Consider the following 23395-nt stretch of genomic DNA (forward strand, 5'->3'; position numbering starts at 1 on the left):
TGCGTTACCGCCTGATAAGAACATGCAGTCATTGACGACCGGTGTCGGGAATAGTTCGCGTTGCCTGACCACCGGCCAAAGTCCGTTTTCCTCACAAGCTCTACAGCAAGGGCCGTGCCGTACAGGGCTGTGCCAGACGATCAGCAACCCATGTGGGAGGGGGCTTGCCCCCGATAGCGGTATGTCAGCCAATAAATGCTCGGCTGGAAGACCGCCATCGGGGGCAAGCCCCCTCCCACATTGGATATGGGTTGTGCCTGGGAACGGTGATCCGTTTCAGGGCAGTACGCAAAAAACGACCGCTGACGGCGCAGTCATCCCGGTCAGCACTCCACCCAGCTGACCGCCAGGCCGCCCCGTGACGTTTCTTTGTATTTGTCATGCATGTCGGCGCCGGTATCGCGCATGGTGCGGATCACCCGGTCGAGGGAAATGAAGTGCTTGCCGTCGCCGCGCAGGGCCATTTGGGTGGCATTGATCGCTTTGACCGCCGCGATGGCGTTGCGCTCGATGCAGGGCACCTGCACGAGGCCGCCAACCGGGTCGCAGGTCAGGCCGAGGTTGTGTTCCAGGCCGATTTCGGCGGCGTTTTCCAGTTGCTCAGGTGTAGCGCCGAGGATCTCGGCCAGCCCGGCGGCGGCCATGGCGCAGGCCGAGCCGACTTCGCCCTGGCAGCCGACTTCGGCACCGGAGATCGAGGCGTTCTTCTTGCAGAGGATGCCGACGGCGGCGGCAGCCAGAAAGAAATTGACGACGTCGTCATCGCACGCGTCGGCGTTGAACTTCATGTAGTAATGCAGCACCGCCGGGATAATCCCCGCCGCGCCATTGGTCGGTGCGGTGACCATGCGCCCGCCAGCGGCGTTTTCTTCGTTGACGGCGAGGGCGAACAGGTTGACCCACTCCATGGCTGATAAGGTCGAAGTGATCACGTTGGGCTTACCGATTTCCAACAGGCTGCGGTGCAATTTCGCAGCGCGACGCGGTACATCCAGGCCACCGGGCAGAATGCCTTCATCGCGCAGGCCTTGTTCCACGCACTCGCGCATCACCGACCAGATATGCAGAAGGCCGCTGCGGATGTCTGCGTCGCTGCGCCACGCCCGTTCGTTGGCCATCATCAACTGCGAAACCCGCAGGCCGTGCTGGTTGCACAAGGCCAACAGCTCGACGGCGCTGGAAAACTCGTAGGGCAATTGCACATCACTGGTCGGCGCAACGCCCGATGCGGCTTCGGCAGCTTCGATGATGAAACCACCGCCCACCGAATAATAGGTCTGCTCGCTTAGCAGGCCGCTGTCGCCATAGGCGTGCAGGGACATGGCGTTGGGGTGGTAGGGCAGGCTTTCGTCGAGCAGCAGCAGGTCGGTGTGCCAGTCGAAGGCAATGTTCTGCTGGCCGGCGAGGAGCAGTTGACCGGACTCGCGCAGTTGCTGGATGCGTGCGTTGATCGAGGTGGGGTCGATGCGATCCGGCCATTCGCCCATCAAGCCCATCACACAGGCGCGGTCGGTGGCGTGGCCGACGCCGGTAGCTGACAGCGAACCGTATAAACGCACTTCGACGCGGCGGGTCTCACTGAGCAACCGTTGGTCGGTCAGCGCCTGGGCGAAGGACGCCGCAGCGCGCATCGGGCCGACGGTATGGGAGCTGGACGGGCCAATGCCCACCTTGAATAGATCGAAAACACTGATAGCCATGCTAAAGCCTTACAAGCAATGGAGTAGAAATCGCTGCCATGTTTTGTAGAGCAGGCGGAATTGACGCGATACTGAGCCTCTGGATCGGCACTGACCAACGAATTATCCTAAGACACTCTTTAGCAGGACTAAACGCTATGACCCGTCCCCTTCATGGCCAGACGTATGTCTGGCTGCATGTGTTTTCATGCGCTGCACGGCATTTGTCGTTCACCCGCTGCGCCGAAGAACTGCACATCACGCCGGGGGCGGTGAGCCAGCAGATTCGCCAGTTGGAGGAGCGCCTGGGCTTTCGACTGTTTCATCGCCGGGCCAGGGGCGTGGAGCTCAGCGCCGAAGGGCAACGCCTGGCGGCGGTGGTGGGGGAGGCCTATGGCAGCATTGACGCCGAATTACAGCGTCTGGACGCTGGGATGATCAGCGGCACCTTGCGCCTGCGTTCGATCCCGTCGTTTCTTGGCAAGTGGCTGACCCCGCGTCTGCCACGCTTGCAGCAGCGCTTTCCAGACATTCAACTGCGCCTGGTCGCCGAAGACAGCAGCATCGCCCTGCACGAGGGCGACTTCGACCTGGCCATCGACCTGAACGACGGTAGCTACCCAGGCCTTTTATCCACAGCGCTGCTGGACGAACAGATCTTTCCGGTCTGCGCCCCCAGCCTGCTACGCGGGCGCCCGCCGCTGCATGGGCCGGCGGACCTGGTGCATTTCCCGCTGTTGCACGACATCACCGCCTGGCGTGGGAGTTATGAGTATGCCGAGTGGGAGTTTTACCTGAATGCCATTGGTTACCAGGACGCCGATGTACGCCGCGGGCACACCTTCAACCGCAACCACCTGACCATCGAAGCCGCCATCGCCGGTATGGGCGTCGCGATTGCGCGACGCACATTGCTCAACGATGAACTGGAACGCGGCAGCCTGATCGTGCCGTTCGGCCTGGCCGTGCCCAACCACAAACGCTACGTGCTGCTGTATGCGCCAGGCGCATTGAACCATCCGGGCGTGCGCGCGGTGCATGATTGGCTGGTGGAGGAGGCGGGGATTTTCCGGGCACTGCACCCAATGGGAGCGGGGCAATTGTGAGGATATTCAGGGGTAAGAAGATGTAACTAACTCCCCACCCTAACAGCGTTTTTGCTTGTCGTCAGGGTTAATTTGTAATGTAGGATTTATCTTTGCAAAGGGGTTGAATTGTTTCAGCGAGTGCTCAATTGTGTAATCAGGAGGTCATGGTTTCACCACCCCGGTGTTGCAGTTTGTGATCTCTGGCGAGCTAGCTGAAATAAGGGAAGAACTATGCAAATCCAAGTCAATAGCGATAACCATATTGAAAGCAGCATCCGACTGGAGGAGTGGGTACGTACTACCATTGAGAGCACGCTCGAACGTTATGAAGAAGACCTGACCCGTGTCGAGGTCTACCTGCGGGATGAGAACGGCGACAAGCCCGGTCCCCACGATTTAAGCTGCCGCCTGGAGGCCCGGCCAAAAGGCCACCAACCGCTTTCGGTGCTGCACAAGGCCGATACGCTGGAACAAGCGATCGATGGCGCGGCCACCAAGCTCGACCACGCGCTGGAGCATCTGTTCGGCAAACTGCAAGGCAAGCCCCGCGCTGCCGGTAAAAACCAGCCGACCACCAAAGTCAATGAAGATGAGCTTGAACAGGAGTTTCTGGAAAAAGAACGGGCCGTATTCAACGGCTGATGGTTTTTTTCACTCCCCATTGAAAACGGGCCTGCGCATGCAGGCCCGTTTTCGTTCAACGGCGCTGTTTGAAGAAATACCCGCTAAGCATCGCCAGCCCGCAAGCACCCAACCCTGCAAAGAGCATGGCCCAGCCGGCGCCGTTGCGCAGCGCCGCCTGGGCCTCGTCGAACACCAACCCCGGCGCGTCCAGCTTGCCCGCCGCGATGTGCTGGCTGAGGGCCGGCCAATCTATTGCCGTGCTTGGCGGCATGACCTCGGCCAGGTAATGGCCGATCCCCAGCAACAGCACCAGGCCCATCAACGCGATGTTGAGCGCCAAGGTGATCAGCCGTGCGCTGAAGTCGATACCCGAGGCCATGCCCGCCCGGTCAGCCGAGACGGCGCCTGTGGTGGTGTTGGTGGTGGGCGAGTTGGTCAGCGCCAGGCCGATGCCGGCGATCACGCAACTGAGCAGCACCAGCAGCGTGCTTGGCTGCGCGACGCCATTGGCGGCGGCCATTGACAGAAATCCCGCACCCATAGTCGCCAGGCCCACCGGGATGATGCGTTCGGCACCGTAGCGCAGGGCCAGGCGCTCGGCCAGCGGTGGCACCAGCAAGGTGGGCAAGGTGTAGGCGAGCAGGGCGCCGCCGGTGGTCAGGGTGTCGTAGCCCAGGCCGGCCTGGAAATACAGCGGCAGGTAGATCATGAAGGGCCAGAAGCTGAAGTTCATGCCGATCGAGCCCATCAGTGCACCGGTGAAGCGCTGGATGCGCAACACCGAAAAATCGAACATCGGATGGGCGCTGCGCTTTTCAACCACGATGAACAGCAGCAACGCCACCAGCGCCAAGCCCGCCCAGCCGAGCATTTGCGGTGTGGCGAAGCCATGCTCGGTGCCCTGGGTGATGAAGTACACCAGGGCGAACACCGCCAGCGTCAAGGTCAGCATGCCGGCGATATCGAGGCGATGGCCGGCCGGGTCGCGGGATTCCTGCACGCTGATGCGCAACAGCACCAAGGTGAACAGGGTGAGCGGCACATGCACGAGAAACACCCAGCGCCAGTCCGCGACTGCCAGGATCAGTGCACCGACCATCGGCCCGAACCCCAGGCCCACTCCGGCAATCACGCCCCAGATCGCAAATGCCCGGGCGCGTGCCGCCGGTTCCCGAAACAAGTGCGACAGTATCGCGAACTGGCAGATCATCATCGCGCCGGCGCCGATGCCCTGGACGAAACGCGCCACGATCAGCGTCGGTGCGTCGTTGGCCAAGCCGCAGGCCAGCGAGGCCAGGCCGAAGACCCACAGGCACAGCACCAGCATGCGTCGACGGCCAAAGCGATCGGCCAGGGTGCCCGCTGCCATCAGCACGCTGGTGCAGGCCAGGGTGTAGGCATTCATGATCCATTGGGCATCTTGAAACCCCGTGCCCAGTTCGCGTTCCAGGGTGGGCAGGATGACCGGCACGCTGGAAATTTCCAGGCCGAACATCAGGGCCACAAGGCACACGGCGGTGAGCGCCAGGCCGTTTCTGGCGACATGCGGTGGGCTGAGGGCCGATAGCGTGGCGACGGGTGGCATGGGATGTTCCTTTCGAGAGTGGGAGAGATTATTCTCTCGGGAATCTGATTCTTCATTTGCGATGATTTTTCCATGAATAAGGGAATGCAGGGCGACAAATTAATATGACCACCCCACGTTTCGATGGCGTCGAACTGTTCGTGCAAATCGTCGAGAGCGGCAGCCTGAGCGCAGCCGCCGAGCGCCTGAATCTCACCCGTTCGGCAGTGGGCAAGGGCCTGGCGCGGTTAGAAGCGCGGCTGGGCACTTGCCTGTTGCAACGCTCTACGCGGCGCCAGCGTCTGACCGAGGATGGGCAGGCGTACTACGAACACTGTCTGCGCGCGCTGGCAGAGCTGGAGGCGGCCGAGTCGGTGCTGGAAAGCGGCCGCCAGCAGCCACGCGGGCGCTTGCGGGCGAGTTTGCCGCTGGCGTTTGGTCACCACTATGCCGCGCCTGCGTTGTGGGGCTTGATGGACCGCTATCCGCAATTGGAGATCGAGATCAGTTTCTCCGACCGCATGGCCGATCTGGTGCAGGAAGGCTTCGATATCGCCGTGCGCATCGGCCCGCTGCCGGATACCGACCGCTTGAGTGCGCGGCGCCTGGGCGAGCAGGTCATGGGCTTGGCGGCGTCGCCCGCGTATTTGCAGCGCAGGGGGCCCATCGCCTGTATCGAAGACTTGTCGGCTCATCGTGGTATTGCTTACCGCAGCAACAGCGCCCATCGCTCGCGGTTGGTCACGCCCTTGGTGCTGGACGACCTCCAGGCCGTGGCCGATGCGGCCATCGCAGGCGTCGGCCTGGCCTGGTTGCCGAGTTGGTTGATCGCCCACTATGCGCTGCGCGGGCAACTGGCAGCGGTGCTGGCCGATTTCCGCGAACAGCCGGCCCCCATCCATGTGATCTGGCCGACGGCGCCGCACATGCCGGCCAAGACCCGATGCGCCATCGACGCCCTGGTCGCGGCCACCCCCAGTTGCCTGGCGGGCAGTTAGAACCCGAAATCCCGGACACACCGAGACTCAAATGTGGGAGGGGGCTTGCTCCCGATAGCGGAGTGTCAGTCAGTATATTTTTAACTGACCCACCGCCATCGGGGGCAAGCCCCCTCCCACATTTGACCGAGTACCGCTTAGAGATTCGGTCTGGCCATCGAGCTGAAGTCGATGAACCAGTCCGGGGCTTGAATAACACCACAGATACAATGTGGGAGGGGGCTTGCCCCCGATTGCGGTGGGTCAGCTAAAGATAAGCCGACTGACACACAGCCATCGGGAGCAAGCCCCCTCCCACATTTGGATGTGTTATGGCCTGCAAATTGAAGGCATGCCGTTAGAACGCGATAGACGTCTGCACGTACACCGTGCGCGGCTCACCGACGTACTTGCCCTTGTTGTTATCGTCGAACGAGCGCGTGTAGTACTGCTTGTTGAAGATATTCTTCACGCCGACCGCCAGGTTCAAATCCGACAGCTGTGGGCCGAAGTCATACGCTGCGCGGCTGCTGAACAGCATGTAGCCGGGGATGCGTCCATTCGCGTCGTCGGCGCTTTCGGCCTGGGTGTTGGCGTTGTCGGCGAATTGGCTGCTCTGGTAGCTGCTGTCCAGGTTGAGCTTCCACGGGCCTTCGGTGTAACCCACGCCGAGGGTGCCTTTGTGCCGGGACGAGAAGGGCACGCGGTTGCCTTTGTTCGGGCCGTCTTCGCGGATGGTCGCGTCGACATACGCATAGGTGGCGTACACATCGAAGCCGGCCAGCGCAGGATTCAAGCCGTCGAGGGCATAGTTGATGCTCGACTCGATGCCCTGGTGCCGCGTTTCACCGCGTGCGATCACGGTGTCATTGGTCTGGTTGCTGTCGTACTGGTTGTCGAAATTGATCAGGAACGCACCGATTTCCGCGCGCAGGCTACCGTTGTCATAGCGCGTACCAAGCTCCCAGGTGCGGGCTTTTTCCGGTTTCACTTCGCCGCTGCTCACGCGGTTGGGCATCTGGCTGTACTGCACGCTGCCGAACGAGCCTTCAGTGTTGGCGTAGAGGTTCCAGTCGTCGGTGAGGTGGTAGAGCACGTTCAACGCCGGCAGCGCAGTGTTGTAGTCGCCTTTGTAGTTGACGTTGCTCAGGTTGTTGGTCTGCTGGGACTTGATCATCTCGTAGCGAATGCCCGGCGTGAGGGTCCACTTGCCGATATCGATGCGGTCGTCGATGAAGAATGCATTGGCCTCGGTGCCGCCGCGCGTGTCGCGGTCGTTGCGGCTGTCGGTGGTCGGAATTTGCTGGTTGGCCGCAATCGGCGTGCGGTAGCGCAGCTCGTGGCCGGCTTCATTGATGTAGCGGTAGCCGACGCCGACTTCGTGTGTGGTGGGGCCGAGGTCGAAGCCTTGGGCGAAGCGGGTTTCCAGGCCGCGTACCCAGTACTCGCGCGGTGACAGCGAGAGGAAGTTGCCCTGGTCGAGGTAACCGCTGCGCAGCGTCTTGGTGAAGAAGCTGTTGACCGTGAACTCACGGCGGTCCTGCTCGTAGCGGTAGCCCAAGTTGAACATCGTACGGCGGCCCCAGAACTTATCGTAGGGGCGGGTCGACTGGTACGGGTCAGCCTTGTAGTCCTTGACGTTCAAGCCGCCGGGCATATCGGCCTGGCCTTCGTAGTACTGCGCCATGGCGTTGAAGCTGTTGGCGTCGTCCAGTTGGTATTTGCCCTTGAGGATCAAGTCGTCGATGCGCGTGTCACTGTTTTCGCGCCAGTCGCTGCCACGGGTGCCGGAGTACAGGAGCGCGCCGCCCAGGCCATTGTCGGCGGTGCCACCGGCCAGCAGGTTGCCGGTGGTCTTGAAGCCGTCGTGGCTGGAGGACGGGCTGGTTTCGGTTTGCAGGCCGCCTTTAACGGTGGGTGCATCCGGGATCGCACGGGTCACGAAGTTGACGATGCCGCCGACGTTTTGCGGGCCGTAGCGCACCGCGCCGCCGCCGCGGACCACGTCGACCGCGTCCATGTTGCCCATGCTGATCGGTGCGAATGACAGTTGCGGCTGGCCATACGGTGCGAAGGGCACGGGAATGCCGTCCATCAATACCGTGGAGCGCGACGCCAGGCGTGGGTTCAGCCCGCGAATACCGAAGTTCAGCGCCATGTCATGGCTGCCGGTGCCGTTGTTGTCCGGGGCGTTGACGCCGGGGATGCGGTTGAGCACGTCGCGGGCCTGGGTCGCGCCCTGGCGTTCGAAGGCTTCGCGGCGGATCACATCGCGCGCGCCGGGGTGTTCGAACACGTTGGTCTGCGCCGCATCGCCGAGCCAGTCGCCGACCACGTTGGAGGTCTGCAGTTCGAGAGTAGCCGGGGCGCTGGCCGGTTGCAGGCTGTAGGCGTTGTCGCCCTCGGCACGGGCTTGCAGGCCACTGCCTTCCAACAGTTTATTCAGGCCTTCGGCGGTGCTGTAGGTGCCCGACAAGCCCGGGCTTTGAAGGCCGGCGGTGACCTCGGAGCCGAAAGACACCAGCACCGAGGCTTCACGGCCGAACTGGTTCAGGGCCGCTTCCAGACTCGTCGGTGCGATGTGATAGGCCTTGGCTTCGGCCGCCATCATTGGGGGCAGCGCGGTCAGGCTGAGGCTGGCGCCGAGGAGGAATTGGCGCAGGGTACGGGCAAGAAGCGTCGGTTGCAGGGGCATGAAGGGCGGTCCTGAGAAGGAAGGATCAAGGTGGCTTTCCTTCTCTGTCACGCGAGGACGGGAAAACGGCTCACTGTTTTTCTGAATAATTTCAGGCGCGGGCCTGAACCGTCACCCAGTAGCGGGTAAAGCGTCGCACGGTGACCGGCAGGCTGACTTCCAGCAGGTCGAGGATGCGTTCGCTGTCATCCAGTGGATAGCTGCCTGACAGCAACAGGTTTGCCACCTGCGGGTCGCAATTGAGCTGGCCGCGACGGTAGCGCCCCAGTTCGCCGAGGAAATCCTCCAGGCGCATATGCGCAGCCACCAGCATGCCGTCTGCCCAGGCACCGCTGTTGGCGTCAGTGGGGCGAGGGCTGTCCCAGCCTTTGCGGGTGTAATTGACCTGATGCGCGGCCTCGACGCTCAGCGGCAGGCCGCTGTAGTGGTTGGGCATCACGTCGACCTGGCCGTCGAGCACCGCCAGTTGAGTATGGTCGCTGAACTGCCGCACGTTCAGTCGCGCCGCCTGGCTGCTGAGCAGACCCTGGCTGGTGAGTACGCGCAGCGGCGTGGCACCGGCGCGGGCGGTCAGCAGGATTTCACCTTCGAGCAGGCGGATCAGTCGCTGCTGGCTATCGACATGCACATCCACTGCGCTGCCGGTGTTGAGCTGCAACTGGCTGCCGTCGGCCAACTGCACGCTGCGGCGCTGGCCGACGGGGCTGCGGTAGTCGGCGGTCAGCGGCGGCAGAATACGCTGCTGGCGCAGGCTCCAGGCTGCCGCCGAACCGGCGCCGAGAATCAACAGCAGTTTCAGCGCCTGGCGCCGGCTGTTGGACGCCGGTGCATTCAACGCCGCGTGCGCCAGGGGCGAAGGCACGCCGCGCAGGCGCTGGTTGACGCGCTGGATATGGTCCCACGCGCGCTGGTGCTCGCTGTGCGCATCCAGCCATTGCTGCCAGGCCGCCTGTTGGCGCGGGTCGAGCGTGCCTTGCTGCATTTTCAGCAACCAGTGCACGGCTTGTTCGGCGACGGGGGGCGAGATGTTCATAGGGCGAAGTAGCAGCGCAGGGCGGCTTTATGCAGATGGCGTTTGACCGTGGCAATGGAAATGCCCAACTGCGCCCCGATTTGCGCATAGGTAAGGCCATCGAGCTGGGCCAGCAGGAAGGCGCGTTTGACCTGGACCGGCAAGCCGTCGAGCAATTGGTCCAGCTCCACCAGGGTTTGCAGGATGATGGCGCGGTCTTCCTCAGACGGCGTCACCTGCTCCGGCAATTGTGCCAGGGCATCGAGGTAGGCGCGTTCCAGGTCCTGGCGACGGTAAAAGTTGAACAGCACGCGCTTGGCAACCGTGGTGAGAAAGGCGCGGGGTTCGTTCAGCGTTGGCGCTTCCCGTGCGCTGAGTACACGGATGAAGGTGTCCTGGGCCAGGTCGGCGGCGCTTTCCGGGCAGCCGAGCTTGCGTCGCAACCAGCCGGTAAGCCAGTGATGATGGTCGTTGTACAGAACTTCGACAGCGTTGGACGGTGGCAACGGGATCACTCCATCAGCATCGGCATGCTTTAGAGAACAAGAATTGTTCGCATTGTAGGGGCGGGGACGAGGTTCGGCAATCCGCGAAGCCGGTGATTCATCCGTTCTCTTTTGCTTATGAGAATATTTATCATTAATATTGCGCGCTGATGAACTTGGCGCCTGTCGCATGAACAGCAAAACCCCACTGCCCGCGTCCTATCGCCTTGCCGTCACCTCCCGGGTGCTGGCGGCGGTGGTCGGCGGTTATCTGATGGCCTCCCTGGCCGCTATCTGCCTCGCACTGTGGCTGCCCACGTCCCGCGCCGATGCGGTAATCACCGGCATGATGAGTTCGTTCGTGTTCTACCTGCTGGCGGTGCTCTGGTGTTTTGCCTGCCGCACGGCATGGCGTGCCTGGGCGGGAGTGATGCTGCCAAGCGCGCTGTTCGCCACCCTGGCGGGCATCGGTTTCTGGGTGGCGCGCACATGAAGGAAGGCTTTCGCCAAGCCATGGCCTGGCTGCACACCTGGGCGGGGTTGATCTTCGGCTGGCTGCTGTTCGCGATTTTCCTGACCGGCACCCTGGCTTATTTCAAGGACGAAATAACCCACTGGATGCAGCCCGAAGTGCAGGCCCACCCGTTGGACGACGCGCGCAGCCTCGCCGTGGCGCAGCGCTATCTGCAGCAACAGGCGCCCACTGCCGCGCACTGGTTCATCACCTTGCCCACCCGCCGCGACCCCGGCCTGTCGGTGATGTGGCAAGACAAGGTCGACCCCGGCAAGCGCGGCAACTTCACCCAGAAAATCCTCGACCCGGTCAGCGGCCAAGCGGTGCAAGCCCGTGAAAGCATGGGCGGCGAATTCTTCTACCGTTTCCATTTCCAGCTGCAAATGCCTTACCCGTGGGGCCGCTGGCTGTCGACCATCGCCGCCATGGTGATGTTCGTCGCGCTGATCACCGGCATCATCACCCACAAGAAAATCTTCAAGGACTTCTTCACCTTCCGCCCGCGCAAAGGCCAGCGTTCCTGGCTGGACGGGCACAACGCGGTGGGCGTGCTGGTGTTGCCGTTCCACCTGATGATCACCTACAGCAGCCTGGTGATTTTCATGAACATGGTGATGCCGGCGCCGATCATGGCTTCGTATGGCAACGACAGCCGTGCATTCTTCAATGAGGTGTTCCCCAGTTCCGATAATGCGCCGGCGCTCGGCCAGCCGGGCACCTTGCTGGCATTGTGGCCGATGTACCAGCAGGCGCAGCACCAGTGGACGGGTGGGCATGTCGGACGCTTGGCGGTGAATAATCCGAGTGACGTCAACGCCTCGGTGAATGTGTTCCGCGCCGGGTCCGACAGCGTGGTGCAGGATTTCGGCAGCAGCCTATCGTTCAGCGGCACCACGGGCGAGCTGTTGCGGGCCAGTGGCGAGCCGTCGTTGCCGGCGGTCATCGGCGGCGGTTTCTACGGTTTGCACATGGGCCATTTCGCCGGCCCGGTGCTGCGCTGGCTGTACTTTGTCTGTGGCCTGGCCGGCACGGCGATGATCGGCACCGGGCTGGTGATCTGGCTGGGCAAGCGCCAGCTCAAGCACGCCAAAACCGGCGTGATGCCTTTTGAGCTGCGGCTGGTGGAAGTGCTGAATGTCGCCAGCATGTCCGGCCTGGTGATCGCCATCGCACTGTTCTTCTGGGCAAACCGGTTGTTGCCGGTGAGCTTCGCCGAGCGTTCCGACTGGGAAGTGCGCGCCTTCTTTATCGCCTGGGCCCTGAGCCTGCTGCACGCTCTGTTGCGGCGCGGTCGCCCGGCGTGGGTCGAGCAATTGAGCGTGGGGGCGCTGCTGTTGGTGGCCATCCCGTTGGTCAATGCACTGACCACCTCCCACCATTTGGGCGTTTCCCTGGTGAGTGGCGACTGGGCCATGGCCGGCTTCGACCTGACGTGCCTGGCCTGCGGCCTGTTTCTGGGCTGGGCCGCCTGGAAGATGCAGCGCCGCACGGCAACGCAGCCCAAGGCGCCGCGCGCAGGTGCATTGACGTTCAGACAGGAGGCCAACTGAATGCTGCTCGCGCTGCTCATGTGCTACGCCGGGTTTACCGCGCTGTGCCTGTCGACCGACCGTCATCACGGCGAGTTGCTGCGCAGCAAGCCTTCGCCTTTACGGCGTCTGGGGTTGCGTGCGGCCGGTTGGTTGCTGCTGGCGCTGTCGCCCTGGCCGGCGGTGGGCGCCATGGGCTGGGGCCAGGGGTTGGTGGAGTGGTGCGCGGTGTTGATGCTCAGCGCCTTGCTGCTGGTGCTGTTGCTGCCGTATCGGCCTCGGCTGGCGTTGAGCCTCGCGGGCGTAGGCCTGCTGGCCAGCCCGGTCGCGGCGTTCGGTCTGTTCTGAGTTGCCCATGATGATCAGCCCTGCGCCGAAACCTCAAGACCGTTCGCACCCGGACGCCGCCGGTGGGCGGGCGCATTTCCTGCAGGTGTTCCTGTCCCAGCGTTCGCAGATGGAGGCGCTGGTGAGCCGCCGTGTCGGTTGCCGCGCCACGGCGGCGGATCTGGTGCAAGACCTGTTCCTGCGCTTCTGGCGTCGCCCGCTGGTGCAGGTCGAAGAGCTCAGCACCTACCTGCTGCGCTGCGCCAGCAATATCGCCATCGACCATTTACGCAGCGAAGGCGCCCGCGTGCGCAGTAATGAAGGCTGGCTGCCGGAACAGCAGGGCAACCAGGGCTGCGAACCCCAGGCGGCACTCGAAGCGGGCAATGATTTGCGGCATGTCGAAGCCGCCTTGCGCAGTTTGCCCGAGCGCACCCGCCAGATTTTCCTGCTCAACCGCATCCACGGCCGCAAATATGCGCAAATCGCCAAGGCGATGGGCGTGTCCCAAAGCGCTGTGGAAAAACACATGATGCGTGCCCTCCAAGCCTGCAAGGCGAGCCTGAGCGAACCGTCGCCCCCACGCACGCCAGGAAAAGCACCGTGAACGTGACGCCCACGCCCGCCCAGGAACAGGCCGCGCTCGCCTGGCTGAGCCTGCTGCACGACCAGCCCAGCAGTGGCGATCAGGCCAGCTTCAGCCAATGGCTGCGGGCCGACCCCGCCCATGTCCAAGCCTATGCCCAGGCCCAGGTGCTGTGGGAGTTGAGCGAAGTACCGGCACGCGCGTTGGCCGACGAAGACGCGCAGGCGTTGCAGGGCTACCTCAATGCGATGAACCGTTCCACGCGGTCGCGCACGTTGCGCTGGTCTGGCGCCTTGGCCACGGCCGCCTGTGTGTTGTTGATGGTGGCGATGGGCGCCGGTTGGCAACCGTCGCGCTGGGTGGATGACTTCGGCGCCGATTACGTGACGGCGCCAGGGGAGGTGCGGACCGTGACCCTGGCCGATCAGTCCCAGGTTACCCTCGACGCCGACAGCGCCATTGCCGTGGATTTCAGCCACGGCGAGCGGCATGTCCAGTTGCGCCGAGGGGCCGGTTTTTTTCAGGTTGTCCACACCGGCCAGCCCTTTACGGTCGAGGCGGGCAGTGGAGAAACGGCAGTGCTGGGCACGCAGTTCGAAGTGCGCCTGCAACCGGCGGGGGCACAGGTGACCGTGTTGTCCGGCCGGGTAGGGGTGACGCCCTCCACACAGGCGCCGCAGCAAATTCTGACGGCAGGCCAGCAAGTGGCCTACGCCGAGGGTGTAGCCGAGCCGCTGCACGCGGTAGACAGCGAAGCACGCCTGGCCTGGCGCGATGGATGGCTCAATTACTACAAGGCGCCGCTGGCCGAGGTGATCGAGGATTTGGCGCGCTATTATCCTGGCCGCATCCTGGTGCTCAATGACGAGATGGGCGCCAAGCGCGTCAGCGGCAGCTTTCCAAGCAAGGACCCGGTAGCGGTGCTCAATGCCCTGCAAGCGGTGCTGGGCTTTGAGCAGAGCACAGTGCTGGGCCGGATGATTGTGTTGCGCTAAGCCCTCACCACAAAACCAATGTGGGAGGGGGCTTGCCCCCGATTGCGGTGGGTCAGCTACCCATAGGCTGGCTGACAGACTGCTATCGGGGGCAAGCCCCCTCCCACATTTGATCTGCGGTGTTACTTCAACGCGGCCATGATCGCATCCGGGTTGTAGTCGCGGATCAACGTGCCATTGACGTCGACAAACGGAATCCCGCCCCCACCCAACGCTTCATACGCCTTGCGCGCCTGGGCGTCCTTCTCGATATCGAACGCCTGGTAAGGAATGCCTTTCTGGTCCAGGAAACGCCGGATCTGCTTGCAGTAGCCGCACCACTCGCTGGCATAGAGCACCACGCGCGCCGAGGCGCGTACCTGCTCCGAAACCGCTTGCGAGGGGTTGAACAGCCGCTCGATCTTGCCCCAGTTCTGAATCACCACGACCACCAGCAGCACCAGCAGGACTTTCTTGAGCACGCCGCCAAGCATCAGTTACGGCGCTTGAGCTGATCGGTCAGTTGGGTCGGCAGGCCCTTGATGATCAAGGTGCCAGCTGCTTCGTCGTACTCGATCTTGTCGCCCAGCAGGTGCGCTTCAAAGCTGATGGACAAGCCTTCGGCGCGGCCGGTGAAACGGCGGAACTGGTTGAGGGTGCGTTTGTCGGCAGGGATCTCCGGCGACAGGCCGTAGTCCTTGTTGCGAATGTGGTCGTAGAACGCCTTGGGCCGATCTTCATCGATCAAACCGGACAGTTCTTCCAGGCCCATGGGCTCGCCGAGCTTGGCCTGGCTGCTGGCGTAGTCCACCAGGGTCTTGGTTTTCTCGCGGGCCGATTCGTCCGGCAGGTCTTCACTTTCAACGAAGTCGCTGAACGCCTTGAGCAGGGTGCGGGTTTCGCCCGGGCCGTCGACACCTTCCTGGCAGCCGATAAAGTCGCGGAAATACTCCGAGACCTTCTTGCCGTTCTTGCCTTTGATAAAGGAGATGTATTGCTTGGACTGCTTGTTGTTCTGCCACTCGGAGACGTTGATCCGCGCCGCCAGGTGCAGTTGGCCGAGGTCCAGGTGGCGCGAGGGGGTCACGTCCAGCTCATCGGTCACCGCCACGCCTTCGCTGTGGTGCAGCAGGGCGATGGCCAGGTAGTCGGTCATGCCTTGCTGGTAGTGGGCAAACAACACATGGCCGCCAGTGGACAGGTTGGACTCTTCCATCAGCTTCTGCAGATGCTCCACAGCCGTACGGCTGAAAGCGGTGAAATCCTGGCCGCCGTCAAAGTAGTCCTTCAACCAGCCGCTGAACGGGTGCGCGCCGGACTCGGCATGGAAGAAACCCCAGGCCTTGCCTTGTTTGGCGTTGTAGCTCTCGTTGAGGTCGGCGAGCATGTTCTCGATGGCGGCGGATTCGGACAGCTCCGAGTCACGGGCATGCAGAACTGCGGGTGTGCCGTCGGGTTTTTTGTCGATCAGGTGGACGATGCAATGACGGATCGGCATAGGCTTCTCGGCTGGTTGAAGGGGAGCGGTGAGCCTCCCCAAAAAGTTGCCCAGTGTACCGCACCCATTGGTCAAGACGCGCCTGGAAGGGCGTTTTGAACGTTGTCCGACCGGGTATATGCCTTTTTTTCACGGTTTAGAGCGATAAAGCTGACCAAATGGGTATGTTGAGGCGGATATTTCCCCGTCTCTGTGCTAGTTTTGCCCGGTCTTACGCCAAGTCTCGGCGTTAAGCGTGCATTCAGCATTTGTCAGGTCGAACCAATCCCCGTTTCAAGCATCTATAACCCCGTTCTCCGAGGTTATAGCCGGGGTGCCAGGCCAAGAAGGTCGGGCTCGACGGCTGACACTGCACTCTGCAATCCATATGAATTTGATAGGGAAGGAACACCACAATGGCTATTACTAAAGACCAACTGATCGCCGACCTGGCTGAAGCAGTAGACGCACCGAAAACTACCGTGCGCGCTCTGCTGGACCAACTGAGCCAAGTTGTTGCTGATCAGCTGGAAAATGGCGGCGAAATCACTCTGCCAGGCGTTGGCAAACTGAAAGTGACCGAGCGTCCTGCCCGTACTGGCCGTAACCCTTCGACTGGCGCTGCCATCGAAATCGCTGCCAAGAAAGTTATCAAGCTGGTTGTGGCCAAAGGCCTGACCGACGCTGTTAACAAGTAAGACGCAGTAAAAAAAACCGTGCACCGGAGCGATCCGGGCACGGTTTTTTGTTGCCTGCGATTTGTAGGAGCGAGCTTGCTCGCGAAGGTCGTTAACGATGACGCGCCCGTCTTGGATGAACGTGAAGTCTTGGCGTTTTTCGCGAGCAAGCTCGCTCCTACAGGTGGCGCTATCGAACCCAGCGCTGGCGCCAGAGCTGCTGTTCGTTCTTGGTCTGGAAGGTCCAGGCGACGAACCGGCTTTGCTTCTGCCCCTGGGACATTTCCACCACCTGGCTTTCCAACACGCCGGCTTTTTTCAGCGCGGTCTCGATCGCCGGCAGGTTTGACGCTTTTGACACCAGGGTGCTGAACCACAATACCTTGTGGGCAAAGTGCGCACTTTCAGCGATCAATTGCGTGACGAAACGCGCTTCACCGCCCTCGCACCACAGCTCGGCCGATTGGCCGCCGAAGTTCAACACCGGCAACTTGCGCTTGGGATCGGCTTTACCCAAGGCGCGCCATTTACGCTCGCTGCCCTTGGTCGCTTCATCCATCGAGGCATGGAACGGCGGGTTGCACATGGTCAGGTCAAAGCGCTCGGCAGGCTCCAGCAGGCCCAGCAGGATGTGCTTGGGATTGGGTTGCAGGCGCAGCTGGATGACTTTGTTCAGGTCGTTGGACTGCACGATGGCCTTGGCGGCGGCCACGGCGATAGGATCGACCTCCGAGCCCAGGAAGTTCCAGCGGTACTCCATATAGCCAATCAGCGGGTAGACGCAATTGGCGCCCATGCCGATGTCCAGCACCTTGACGATGGAGCCGCGCGGAATCTTGCCGTCGTTGACGCTGGCCAGCAAGTCGGCCAGGCAGTGCACGTAGTCGGCACGCCCCGGCACCGGCGGGCATAGGTAATCGGCCGGGATGTCCCAGTGCTGGATGCCATAGAAAGCCTTGAGCAGCGCCCGGTTGAACACCCGCACCGCGTCCGGGTTGGCGAAGTCGATGCTTTCCTTGCCGTAGGGGTTGATGATCACAAATTGCGCCAGTTCCGGCGTGGTCTTGATCAGCGCCGGGAAGTCGTAACGGCCGGTGTGGCGGTTGCGCGGGTGCAGGGTAGCCTCTTTGCGCGGCGCGACGGGTTTGGCCGTGGCTGCGGTTTTAGGCTTCTTGCGTGGAGGTTTTGGCGTAGTGGGGGCGGTCATGATGATTCTGGTGTTGGCTCAAAGTGATGGGCATTGTCACACATCCTGAGCCCAACTCGGGCAAATGTGGGAGGGGGCTTGCTCCCGATAGCGGTGGATCAGCCAGTTTATAGGCAGCTGACCCACCGCCATCGGGGGCAAGCCCCCTCCCACATTGACCGCATGCACAAAAAAAGAGACCCGAAGGTCTCTTTTTTTCACACGGTTTGGCCCTTACAGGCTGGAAATCCGCGCATGTTGCTCCGCCAGCTTGCCCAATGCCTGTTCAGCCTCGGCCAGTTTGGCGCGTTCTTTGTCGATCACTTCCGCCGGGGCCTTGTCGACGAAGGCCGCGTTGGACAGCTTGCCGCCCACTCGCTGCACTTCGCCTTGCAGGCGGGCGATTTCCTTGTCGAGTCGGGCCAGTTCCGCGCCCTTGTCGATCAGGCCGGCCATCGGCACCAGCACTTCCATGTCGCCGACCAGCGCAGTGGCGGACAGCGGTGCTTCGGCGCCGTCAGCCAAGACGGTGATTGACTCCAACTTGGCCAGCTTCTTGAGCAGCGCATCGTTCTCGCTGAGGCGACGCTGGTCTTCGGCACTGGCGTTCTTGACGAACACGGCCAGCGGCTTGCCTGGGCCGATGTTCATCTCGGCGCGGATGTTGCGCGTGCCGAGCATCAAGGTCTTGAGCCATTCGATATCGCTTTCGGCGGCCTCATCGATACGTGCTTCGTTGGCCACAGGCCAAGGTTGCAGCATGATGGTCTTGCCTTCGATACCGGCCAGCGGCGCCAGGCGCTGCCAGATTTCTTCGGTGATGAACGGCATGAACGGATGCGCCAGGCGCAATGCCACTTCCAGTACGCGCACCAGGGTGCGACGGGTGCCGCGCTGGCGCTCGACCGGCGCGTTTTCGTCCCACAGCACTGGCTTGGACAGTTCCAGGTACCAGTCGCAATACTGGTTCCAGATGAACTCGTACAAGGCTTGTGCGGCCAGGTCGAAACGGAACTGATCGAGTTGGCGGGTCACTTCGGCTTCGGTGCGTTGCAGTTGCGAGATGATCCAGCGGTCAGCCAGGCTCAGCTCATAGGCTTCGCCGTTCTGCCCGCAGTCTTCGCCTTTATCCAGTACGTAGCGCGCCGCGTTCCAGATCTTGTTGCAGAAGTTGCGATAGCCTTCGACGCGGCCCATGTCGAACTTGATGTCGCGGCCGGTGGAGGCCAGCGAGCAGAACGTGAAGCGCAGGGCGTCGGTGCCGTAGCTGGCGATGCCGTCGGCGAACTCGTCGCGGGTCTGCTTTTCGATCTTTTTCGCCAGCTTGGGCTGCATCAGGCCCGAGGTGCGTTTCTGCACCAGAGTTTCCAGGTCGATACCGTCGATGATGTCCAAGGGGTCCAGGACGTTGCCCTTGGACTTGGACATCTTCTGGCCCTGGCCATCGCGCACCAGGCCGTGCACATAGACGGTCTTGAACGGTACCTGTGGGGTGCCGTCTTCGTTCTTCACCAAATGCATGGTGAGCATGATCATCCGGGCAACCCAGAAGAAAATGATGTCGAAGCCGGTGACCAGCACGTCGGTGGAGTGGAATTTCTTCAGGAATTCGGTCTGTTGCGGCCAGCCGAGGGTGGAGAAGGTCCACAGGCCGGAGCTGAACCAGGTGTCCAGTACGTCGTTGTCCTGTTGCAGCGCGATGTCGGCGCCGAGGTGGTGCTTGGCACGCACTTCGGCTTCGTCGCGGCCTACGTAGACCTTGCCCGACTCGTCGTACCAGGCCGGAATGCGGTGGCCCCACCACAGCTGACGGCTGATGCACCAATCCTGGATGTCGCGCATCCACGAGAAGTACATGTTCTCGTACTGTTTGGGCACGAACTGGATGCGACCGTCTTCAACGGCGGCAATCGCAGGCTCGGCCAGCGGCTTGGTCGACACGTACCACTGGTCGGTCAACCACGGCTCGATCACCGTGCCGGAACGGTCGCCCTTGGGCACTTTCAGGCCGTGGTCGTCCACGCTCACCAGCAAACCGGCGGCGTCGAAGGCGGCAACGATCTGCTTGCGCGCTTCAAAACGGTCAAGGCCGGCGTATTCGGCCGGGATCTTGCCGTCGATGCTCTCGTTCAGCGTACCGTCCAGGTTGAATACCTGGCAGGCCGGCAATACGGCGGCGTTCTTGTCGAAGATATTGAGCAGCGGCAGGTTGTGGCGCTTGCCGACTTCGTAGTCGTTGAAATCGTGGGCCGGGGTGATTTTCACGCAGCCGGTGCCGAATTCAGGGTCGCAGTAGTCGTCGGCGATGATCGGGATGCGGCGGCCAACCAGTGGCAGCTCGACGAACTTGCCGATCAGCGCCTGGTAGCGCGCGTCGTTCGGGTTAACCGCGACAGCGGCGTCGCCGAGCATGGTTTCCGGACGGGTGGTGGCGACGATCAGGTAAGCGTTGCCTTCAGCGGTCTTGGCGCCGTCAGCCAGCGGATACTTGAGGTTCCACAGGAAGCCTTTCTCGTCGTGGTTTTCCACTTCGAGGTCGGAAATCGCCGTGTGCAGCTTGGTGTCCCAGTTGACCAGGCGCTTGCCGCGGTAGATCAGGCCGTCTTCATGCAAGCGCACGAAGGCTTCCTTCACCGCTTCCGACAGGCCGTCGTCCATGGTGAAACGCTCGCGGCTCCAGTCCACGGACGAACCCAGGCGACGGATCTGACGGCTGATATTGCCGCCGGACTGGTCTTTCCATTCCCAGATTTTCTCCAGGAACTTCTCGCGGCCCAGGTCGTGACGGCTTTGGCCGGTGGCTTCCAGTTGGCGTTCCACCAGCATCTGGGTGGCGATGCCGGCGTGGTCGGTGCCCGGCTGCCACAGCGTGTTACGGCCTTGCATGCGGCGGAAACGGATCAACGCATCCATGATCGCATTGTTGAAGCCATGGCCCATGTGCAGGCTGCCAGTGACGTTCGGCGGTGGGATCATGATGGTGTACGAGTCGCCTGCACCTTGTGGGGCGAAATAGTTCTCGGACTCCCAAGTGTTGTACCAGGAAGTTTCGATAGCGTGGGGCTGATAGGTCTTATCCATGCGCGGCGGGACCCTAGTTGGCATTTATTCAGGAAAGCCGGCAAGTATAACGGGGCAGGGCGAGGAGGGCGAGTTGGCGTACAGCAAATGTGGGAGGGGGCTTGCCCCCGATAGCGGTGGATCAGTCACAACATCACTGACTGACACTCAGCTATCGGGGGCAAGCCCCCTCCCACATTGGATCTTTGTGTGGCTTAAGACTGGTACTGGCTGAGCAACCGCTCCATCCGCGCATCCATCCGCCGCTTGATCTCGGCTTCGATATGCGGGGCAAAATCGGCGATCACGTCTTGCATGATCAGTTGCGCGGCGGCGCGCAGTTCGTTGTCCAGGTGCAGCAGCAATGCGTCGGGCGCTTTTTCTGTTGCGGGAGCGGGCGGCGCGGCCACAGGCTTGGGTGCAGCAGGCTGGTTGTCGACCATGTCGGACAACAGTGGAATCTGTACCCCGGCCTCGACCGATTCGGTCAACAGCGGCGGTTGCAGGTCATCATCACCGAGCAACTGACGGATCGACTCGAGGTCGTCCAGCAAGTGGTCGTCTTTTTTCATCGGGTTGGGCGTGTCCATCATGTACTCAAAGTCGTTGTAGCCGGTGATCCTGCAGAGAATAGCCCTGTTCGCGATAGAAACGGAAACTCTCCCGCGCGGCCTGACGAATAGCCGGGTCCTCCACCACCACTTCCGCCACACGGGCGAATGCCTTGGCGAAGGCCGGCGCTTTCAGGTCGAGGTTGACCAGCAGGTCTTGGTGATCGCCGCAACTGTCCCCCAGGCCCAGGACTACCAAGCCGTCGGGTTCGGATTCAGCGGGGCCGTGGGGCACGAAGCTTTCGCCCTTGAAGCGCCAGAGGCGTGCATCGAGGTCCTCGCGTTGGGCGACATCGCTGCAATGCAGGTAGATGCGGTGGCCCATGCGCCAGGCTTTTTCGGTGAGCTTGCAGGCAAAGTCCAGCCGCGCTGAAGGATCGGCGCTGGGCAGGATGTAGAAATCGACTTGGGTCATTGCGGTTCCTGGGCTGCCGCCGTGAACTGTAGGAGCGAGCTTGCTCGCGAAGAACCTGAGAACAATGCGTTCATCCAGGATGAACGCGTTATCGTTGGCGCTCTTCGCGAGCAAGCTCGCTCCTACAGTTGACGGTGGCAGGCAGTGGGCAGGTGTTTAGGCCTTGGCGCGGTCCAGCAAGTACTGGGTCAGCAGGGGTACCGGACGGCCAGTGGCGCCCTTGTCCTTGCCGCCGCTGGTCCATGCCGTGCCGGCGATGTCCAGGTGCGCCCAGTTGAAGTTCTTGGCAAACCGCGACAGGAAGCACGCGGCGGTGATGGTGCCGGCTTTCGGCCCGCCAATGTTGGCGATGTCGGCGAACGGGCTGTCCAGTTGCTCCTGGTACTCGTCGAACAGCGGCAGTTGCCAGGCGCGGTCGTCGGCGGCCTTGCCGGCGCTGAGCAATTGCTCGATCAGCTCGTCGTTATTGCCCAGCAGGCCCGATGTGTGGGCGCCCAGGGCAACCACGCAGGCACCGGTCAGGGTGGCGATGTCGATCACCGCTTGCGGCTTGAAGCGTTCGGCGTAGGTCAGCGCGTCGCACAGCACCAGGCGGCCTTCGGCGTCGGTGTTGAGGATTTCCACGGTCTGGCCGCTCATGGTCGTGACGATATCGCCTGGGCGGGCAGCACCGCCGCTCGGCATGTTCTCGGCGCAGGCCAGGATGCACACCAGGTTAATCGGCAGCTTGAGTTCCAGCACGGCGCGCAGGGTGCCGAACACGCTGGCGGCGCCGCCCATGTCGTATTTCATCTCATCCATGCCGGCGCCCGGTTTGAGGCTGATGCCGCCGGTGTCGAAGGTGATGCCCTTGCCGACCAGCGCATACGGCTTCTCGGACTTCTTGCCGCCGTTGTACTGCATCACGATCAGGCGTGGCGGCTGGTCGCTGCCCTGGCCCACGGCATAGAACGAACCCATGCCCAGGTCCTTGATCTTTTTCTCATCAAGCACTTCGACCTTGAGGGCTTTGAACTCTTTGCCCAACGCCTTGGCTTGCTCGCCCAGATAAGTCGGGTGGCAGATGTTCGGCGGCAGGTTGCCCAGGTCGCGGGTGAACGACATACCGTTGGCGATAGCCGTTGCATGAGTGACGGCGCGCTCGACTTCAGCCTGGGCAGCCTTGATGGTCAGCAGGGTGATTTTTTTCAGCGCGCGCGGTTCGGCTTTCTGGCTCTTGAACTGGTCGAAAACGTAGCCGCCGTCCACCAGACTTTCGGCCAGCAGACGGGTCTTGCCGTAGCTGTCACGGCCTTTTACGACGATTTCATCGAGTGCCAGTGCCGCATCGCTGCCGCCCAGGCCTTTAAGGGTGGTGAGGACGGCGCTGATGATCTTGCGGAATGGACGGTCGCCCAGCTCGGCGTCTTTGCCCACGCCCACCAGCAATACGCGCTCAGCCTTGAGGTTCGGCAAGCTTTGCAGCAGCAGGCTCTGGCCGACTTTGCCGGCCAGGTCGCCGCGCTTGAGCACGGCGCTGATGGCGCCGCCGCTCAGTTCATCGAGTTGCTTGGCGGCAACGCCGAGTTTGCGGCCTTCGCCGACAGCGACCACGAGGGTGGCGGTTTTCAACGTTTCGGGGCTAACGCTTTTTACAACCAATTCCATTTTCGGGTCCCTTATAAGGTCGGTGAGCCTGGCATGTGTACCCAGGCTTTAAAGCGTGGCAGCCTTGTAAACCGCCAGCGACAAAGGCCGCAGTTTGAACCTCGCCGGCGGAGCCTGACAACCCTCGAAGCACGCTTTGTGCGTGCGCATGAGGTTGCGCAGTGACAGGCGCGGTCAATCACAGGATAATGCGCCATCTTTTTAGCCGGCCCGCGCAAACGGGTCGACTCGGTATGCTTGCTTGTTTGGCCGCCTTAGCCTGACAACC

At 62.1% G+C, this 23395-nt stretch carries 21 protein-coding genes; 9 read left to right on the forward strand and 12 right to left on the reverse strand.

All coding sequences use genetic code 11. The features are described from left to right. Window positions 1–323: 323 nt before the first annotated feature. Window positions 324–1700 (reverse strand): L-serine ammonia-lyase, encoded by a 1377-nt coding sequence (locus tag C4J90_RS05145; RefSeq protein ID WP_124419343.1) that lies wholly within the window; start codon window positions 1698–1700, stop codon window positions 324–326. A gap of 137 nt (window positions 1701–1837) precedes the next feature. On the opposite strand from C4J90_RS05145, the gene C4J90_RS05150 reads away from it, so the two are divergent. Further along, window positions 1838–2785 (forward strand): LysR substrate-binding domain-containing protein, encoded by a 948-nt coding sequence (locus C4J90_RS05150; RefSeq protein WP_124413917.1) that lies wholly within the window; start codon window positions 1838–1840, stop codon window positions 2783–2785. Window positions 2786–2998: 213 nt separating this feature from the next. Beyond that, on the forward strand, window positions 2999–3409 hold the full coding sequence (locus C4J90_RS05155; protein WP_016978251.1) for an HPF/RaiA family ribosome-associated protein: 411 nt from the start codon (window positions 2999–3001) through the stop codon (window positions 3407–3409). Between the two features lie 55 nt (window positions 3410–3464). On the opposite strand, the gene C4J90_RS05160 is transcribed toward C4J90_RS05155, so the two are convergent. Beyond that, window positions 3465–4976 (reverse strand): MFS transporter, encoded by a 1512-nt coding sequence (locus C4J90_RS05160; protein ID WP_124419344.1) that lies wholly within the window; start codon window positions 4974–4976, stop codon window positions 3465–3467. A gap of 104 nt (window positions 4977–5080) precedes the next feature. On the opposite strand from C4J90_RS05160, the gene C4J90_RS05165 reads away from it, so the two are divergent. Then, window positions 5081–5953, forward strand: a complete 873-nt coding sequence (locus tag C4J90_RS05165; protein WP_124419345.1) for a LysR family transcriptional regulator — start codon at window positions 5081–5083, stop codon at window positions 5951–5953. 337 nt (window positions 5954–6290) lie between these two features. On the opposite strand, the gene fecA is transcribed toward C4J90_RS05165, so the two are convergent. The 3 genes from fecA to C4J90_RS05180 all read right to left on the reverse strand — a co-directional run bounded on the left by fecA (window position 6291) and on the right by C4J90_RS05180 (window position 10145). Then, window positions 6291–8627 (reverse strand): TonB-dependent Fe(3+) dicitrate receptor FecA, encoded by a 2337-nt coding sequence (gene fecA, locus C4J90_RS05170; protein ID WP_124419346.1) that lies wholly within the window; start codon window positions 8625–8627, stop codon window positions 6291–6293. 91 nt (window positions 8628–8718) lie between these two features. Further along, window positions 8719–9660, reverse strand: coding sequence for a FecR domain-containing protein (locus tag C4J90_RS05175; protein ID WP_124419347.1), 942 nt, complete (start codon window positions 9658–9660; stop codon window positions 8719–8721). Continuing rightward, entirely contained in the window at window positions 9657–10145 is a 489-nt protein-coding gene (locus C4J90_RS05180) for a sigma-70 family RNA polymerase sigma factor (RefSeq protein WP_124361431.1), read from the reverse strand. The genes C4J90_RS05175 and C4J90_RS05180 overlap by 4 nt, the downstream gene beginning before the upstream one ends. Before the next feature lie 169 nt (window positions 10146–10314). On the opposite strand from C4J90_RS05180, the gene C4J90_RS05185 reads away from it, so the two are divergent. Genes C4J90_RS05185 through C4J90_RS05205 form a run of 5 tightly spaced genes read left to right on the forward strand, consistent with a single transcriptional unit; the run spans window position 10315 to window position 14075 of the window. Next, window positions 10315–10617, forward strand: coding sequence for a DUF3649 domain-containing protein (locus C4J90_RS05185; protein WP_124403177.1), 303 nt, complete (start codon window positions 10315–10317; stop codon window positions 10615–10617). Then, window positions 10614–12188: a PepSY domain-containing protein gene (locus C4J90_RS05190; RefSeq protein ID WP_124419348.1), complete on the forward strand. Its 1575-nt coding sequence runs from the start codon at window positions 10614–10616 to the stop codon at window positions 12186–12188. The genes C4J90_RS05185 and C4J90_RS05190 overlap by 4 nt, the downstream gene beginning before the upstream one ends. Then, complete coding sequence (locus C4J90_RS05195) at window positions 12189–12515, forward strand: DUF3325 domain-containing protein (protein WP_124361434.1); 327 nt, start codon at window positions 12189–12191, stop codon at window positions 12513–12515. A 7-nt stretch (window positions 12516–12522) separates the two neighbouring features. Further along, window positions 12523–13101, forward strand: a complete 579-nt coding sequence (locus tag C4J90_RS05200) for an RNA polymerase sigma factor (RefSeq protein WP_124403180.1) — start codon at window positions 12523–12525, stop codon at window positions 13099–13101. Next, the gene (locus tag C4J90_RS05205; RefSeq protein ID WP_124419349.1) at window positions 13098–14075 is read left to right on the forward strand and encodes a FecR family protein; all 978 of its coding nucleotides are present in this window, start codon (window positions 13098–13100) and stop codon (window positions 14073–14075) included. Before C4J90_RS05200 ends, C4J90_RS05205 begins: the two co-directional genes overlap by 4 nt. 122 nt (window positions 14076–14197) lie before the next feature. Here C4J90_RS05205 and C4J90_RS05210 read toward each other — a convergent pair whose 3' ends face one another. Beyond that, the gene (locus tag C4J90_RS05210; protein ID WP_124419350.1) at window positions 14198–14548 is read right to left on the reverse strand and encodes a glutaredoxin family protein; all 351 of its coding nucleotides are present in this window, start codon (window positions 14546–14548) and stop codon (window positions 14198–14200) included. Then, window positions 14548–15552, reverse strand: coding sequence for a nucleoid-associated protein YejK (yejK, locus tag C4J90_RS05215; protein WP_124361438.1), 1005 nt, complete (start codon window positions 15550–15552; stop codon window positions 14548–14550). The genes C4J90_RS05210 and yejK overlap by 1 nt, the downstream gene beginning before the upstream one ends. Window positions 15553–15947: 395 nt before the next feature. Here yejK and C4J90_RS05220 point away from each other — a divergent pair, with 395 nt between their 5' ends. After that, window positions 15948–16229: an HU family DNA-binding protein gene (locus tag C4J90_RS05220; RefSeq protein ID WP_003188840.1), complete on the forward strand. Its 282-nt coding sequence runs from the start codon at window positions 15948–15950 to the stop codon at window positions 16227–16229. 169 nt (window positions 16230–16398) lie between these two features. Here C4J90_RS05220 and rlmF read toward each other — a convergent pair whose 3' ends face one another. From rlmF to C4J90_RS05245, 5 genes are all read right to left on the reverse strand, one after another. Continuing rightward, window positions 16399–17415, reverse strand: a complete 1017-nt coding sequence (rlmF, locus tag C4J90_RS05225; RefSeq protein ID WP_124419351.1) for a 23S rRNA (adenine(1618)-N(6))-methyltransferase RlmF — start codon at window positions 17413–17415, stop codon at window positions 16399–16401. Between the two features lie 213 nt (window positions 17416–17628). Next, window positions 17629–20475: a valine--tRNA ligase gene (locus C4J90_RS05230; RefSeq protein ID WP_124419352.1), complete on the reverse strand. Its 2847-nt coding sequence runs from the start codon at window positions 20473–20475 to the stop codon at window positions 17629–17631. 194 nt (window positions 20476–20669) lie between these two features. Continuing rightward, window positions 20670–21044, reverse strand: coding sequence for a DNA polymerase III subunit chi (locus C4J90_RS05235; RefSeq protein ID WP_124361441.1), 375 nt, complete (start codon window positions 21042–21044; stop codon window positions 20670–20672). 7 nt (window positions 21045–21051) lie between these two features. Further along, on the reverse strand, window positions 21052–21480 hold the full coding sequence (locus C4J90_RS05240; protein WP_124419353.1) for a DNA polymerase III subunit chi: 429 nt from the start codon (window positions 21478–21480) through the stop codon (window positions 21052–21054). Between the two features lie 156 nt (window positions 21481–21636). After that, window positions 21637–23127, reverse strand: a complete 1491-nt coding sequence (locus tag C4J90_RS05245; RefSeq protein WP_124361442.1) for a leucyl aminopeptidase — start codon at window positions 23125–23127, stop codon at window positions 21637–21639. Between the last annotated feature and the right edge of the window lie 268 nt (window positions 23128–23395).

This window comes from Pseudomonas sp. R2-60-08W, assembly GCF_003852335.1.
Lineage (GTDB): Bacteria > Pseudomonadota > Gammaproteobacteria > Pseudomonadales > Pseudomonadaceae > Aquipseudomonas.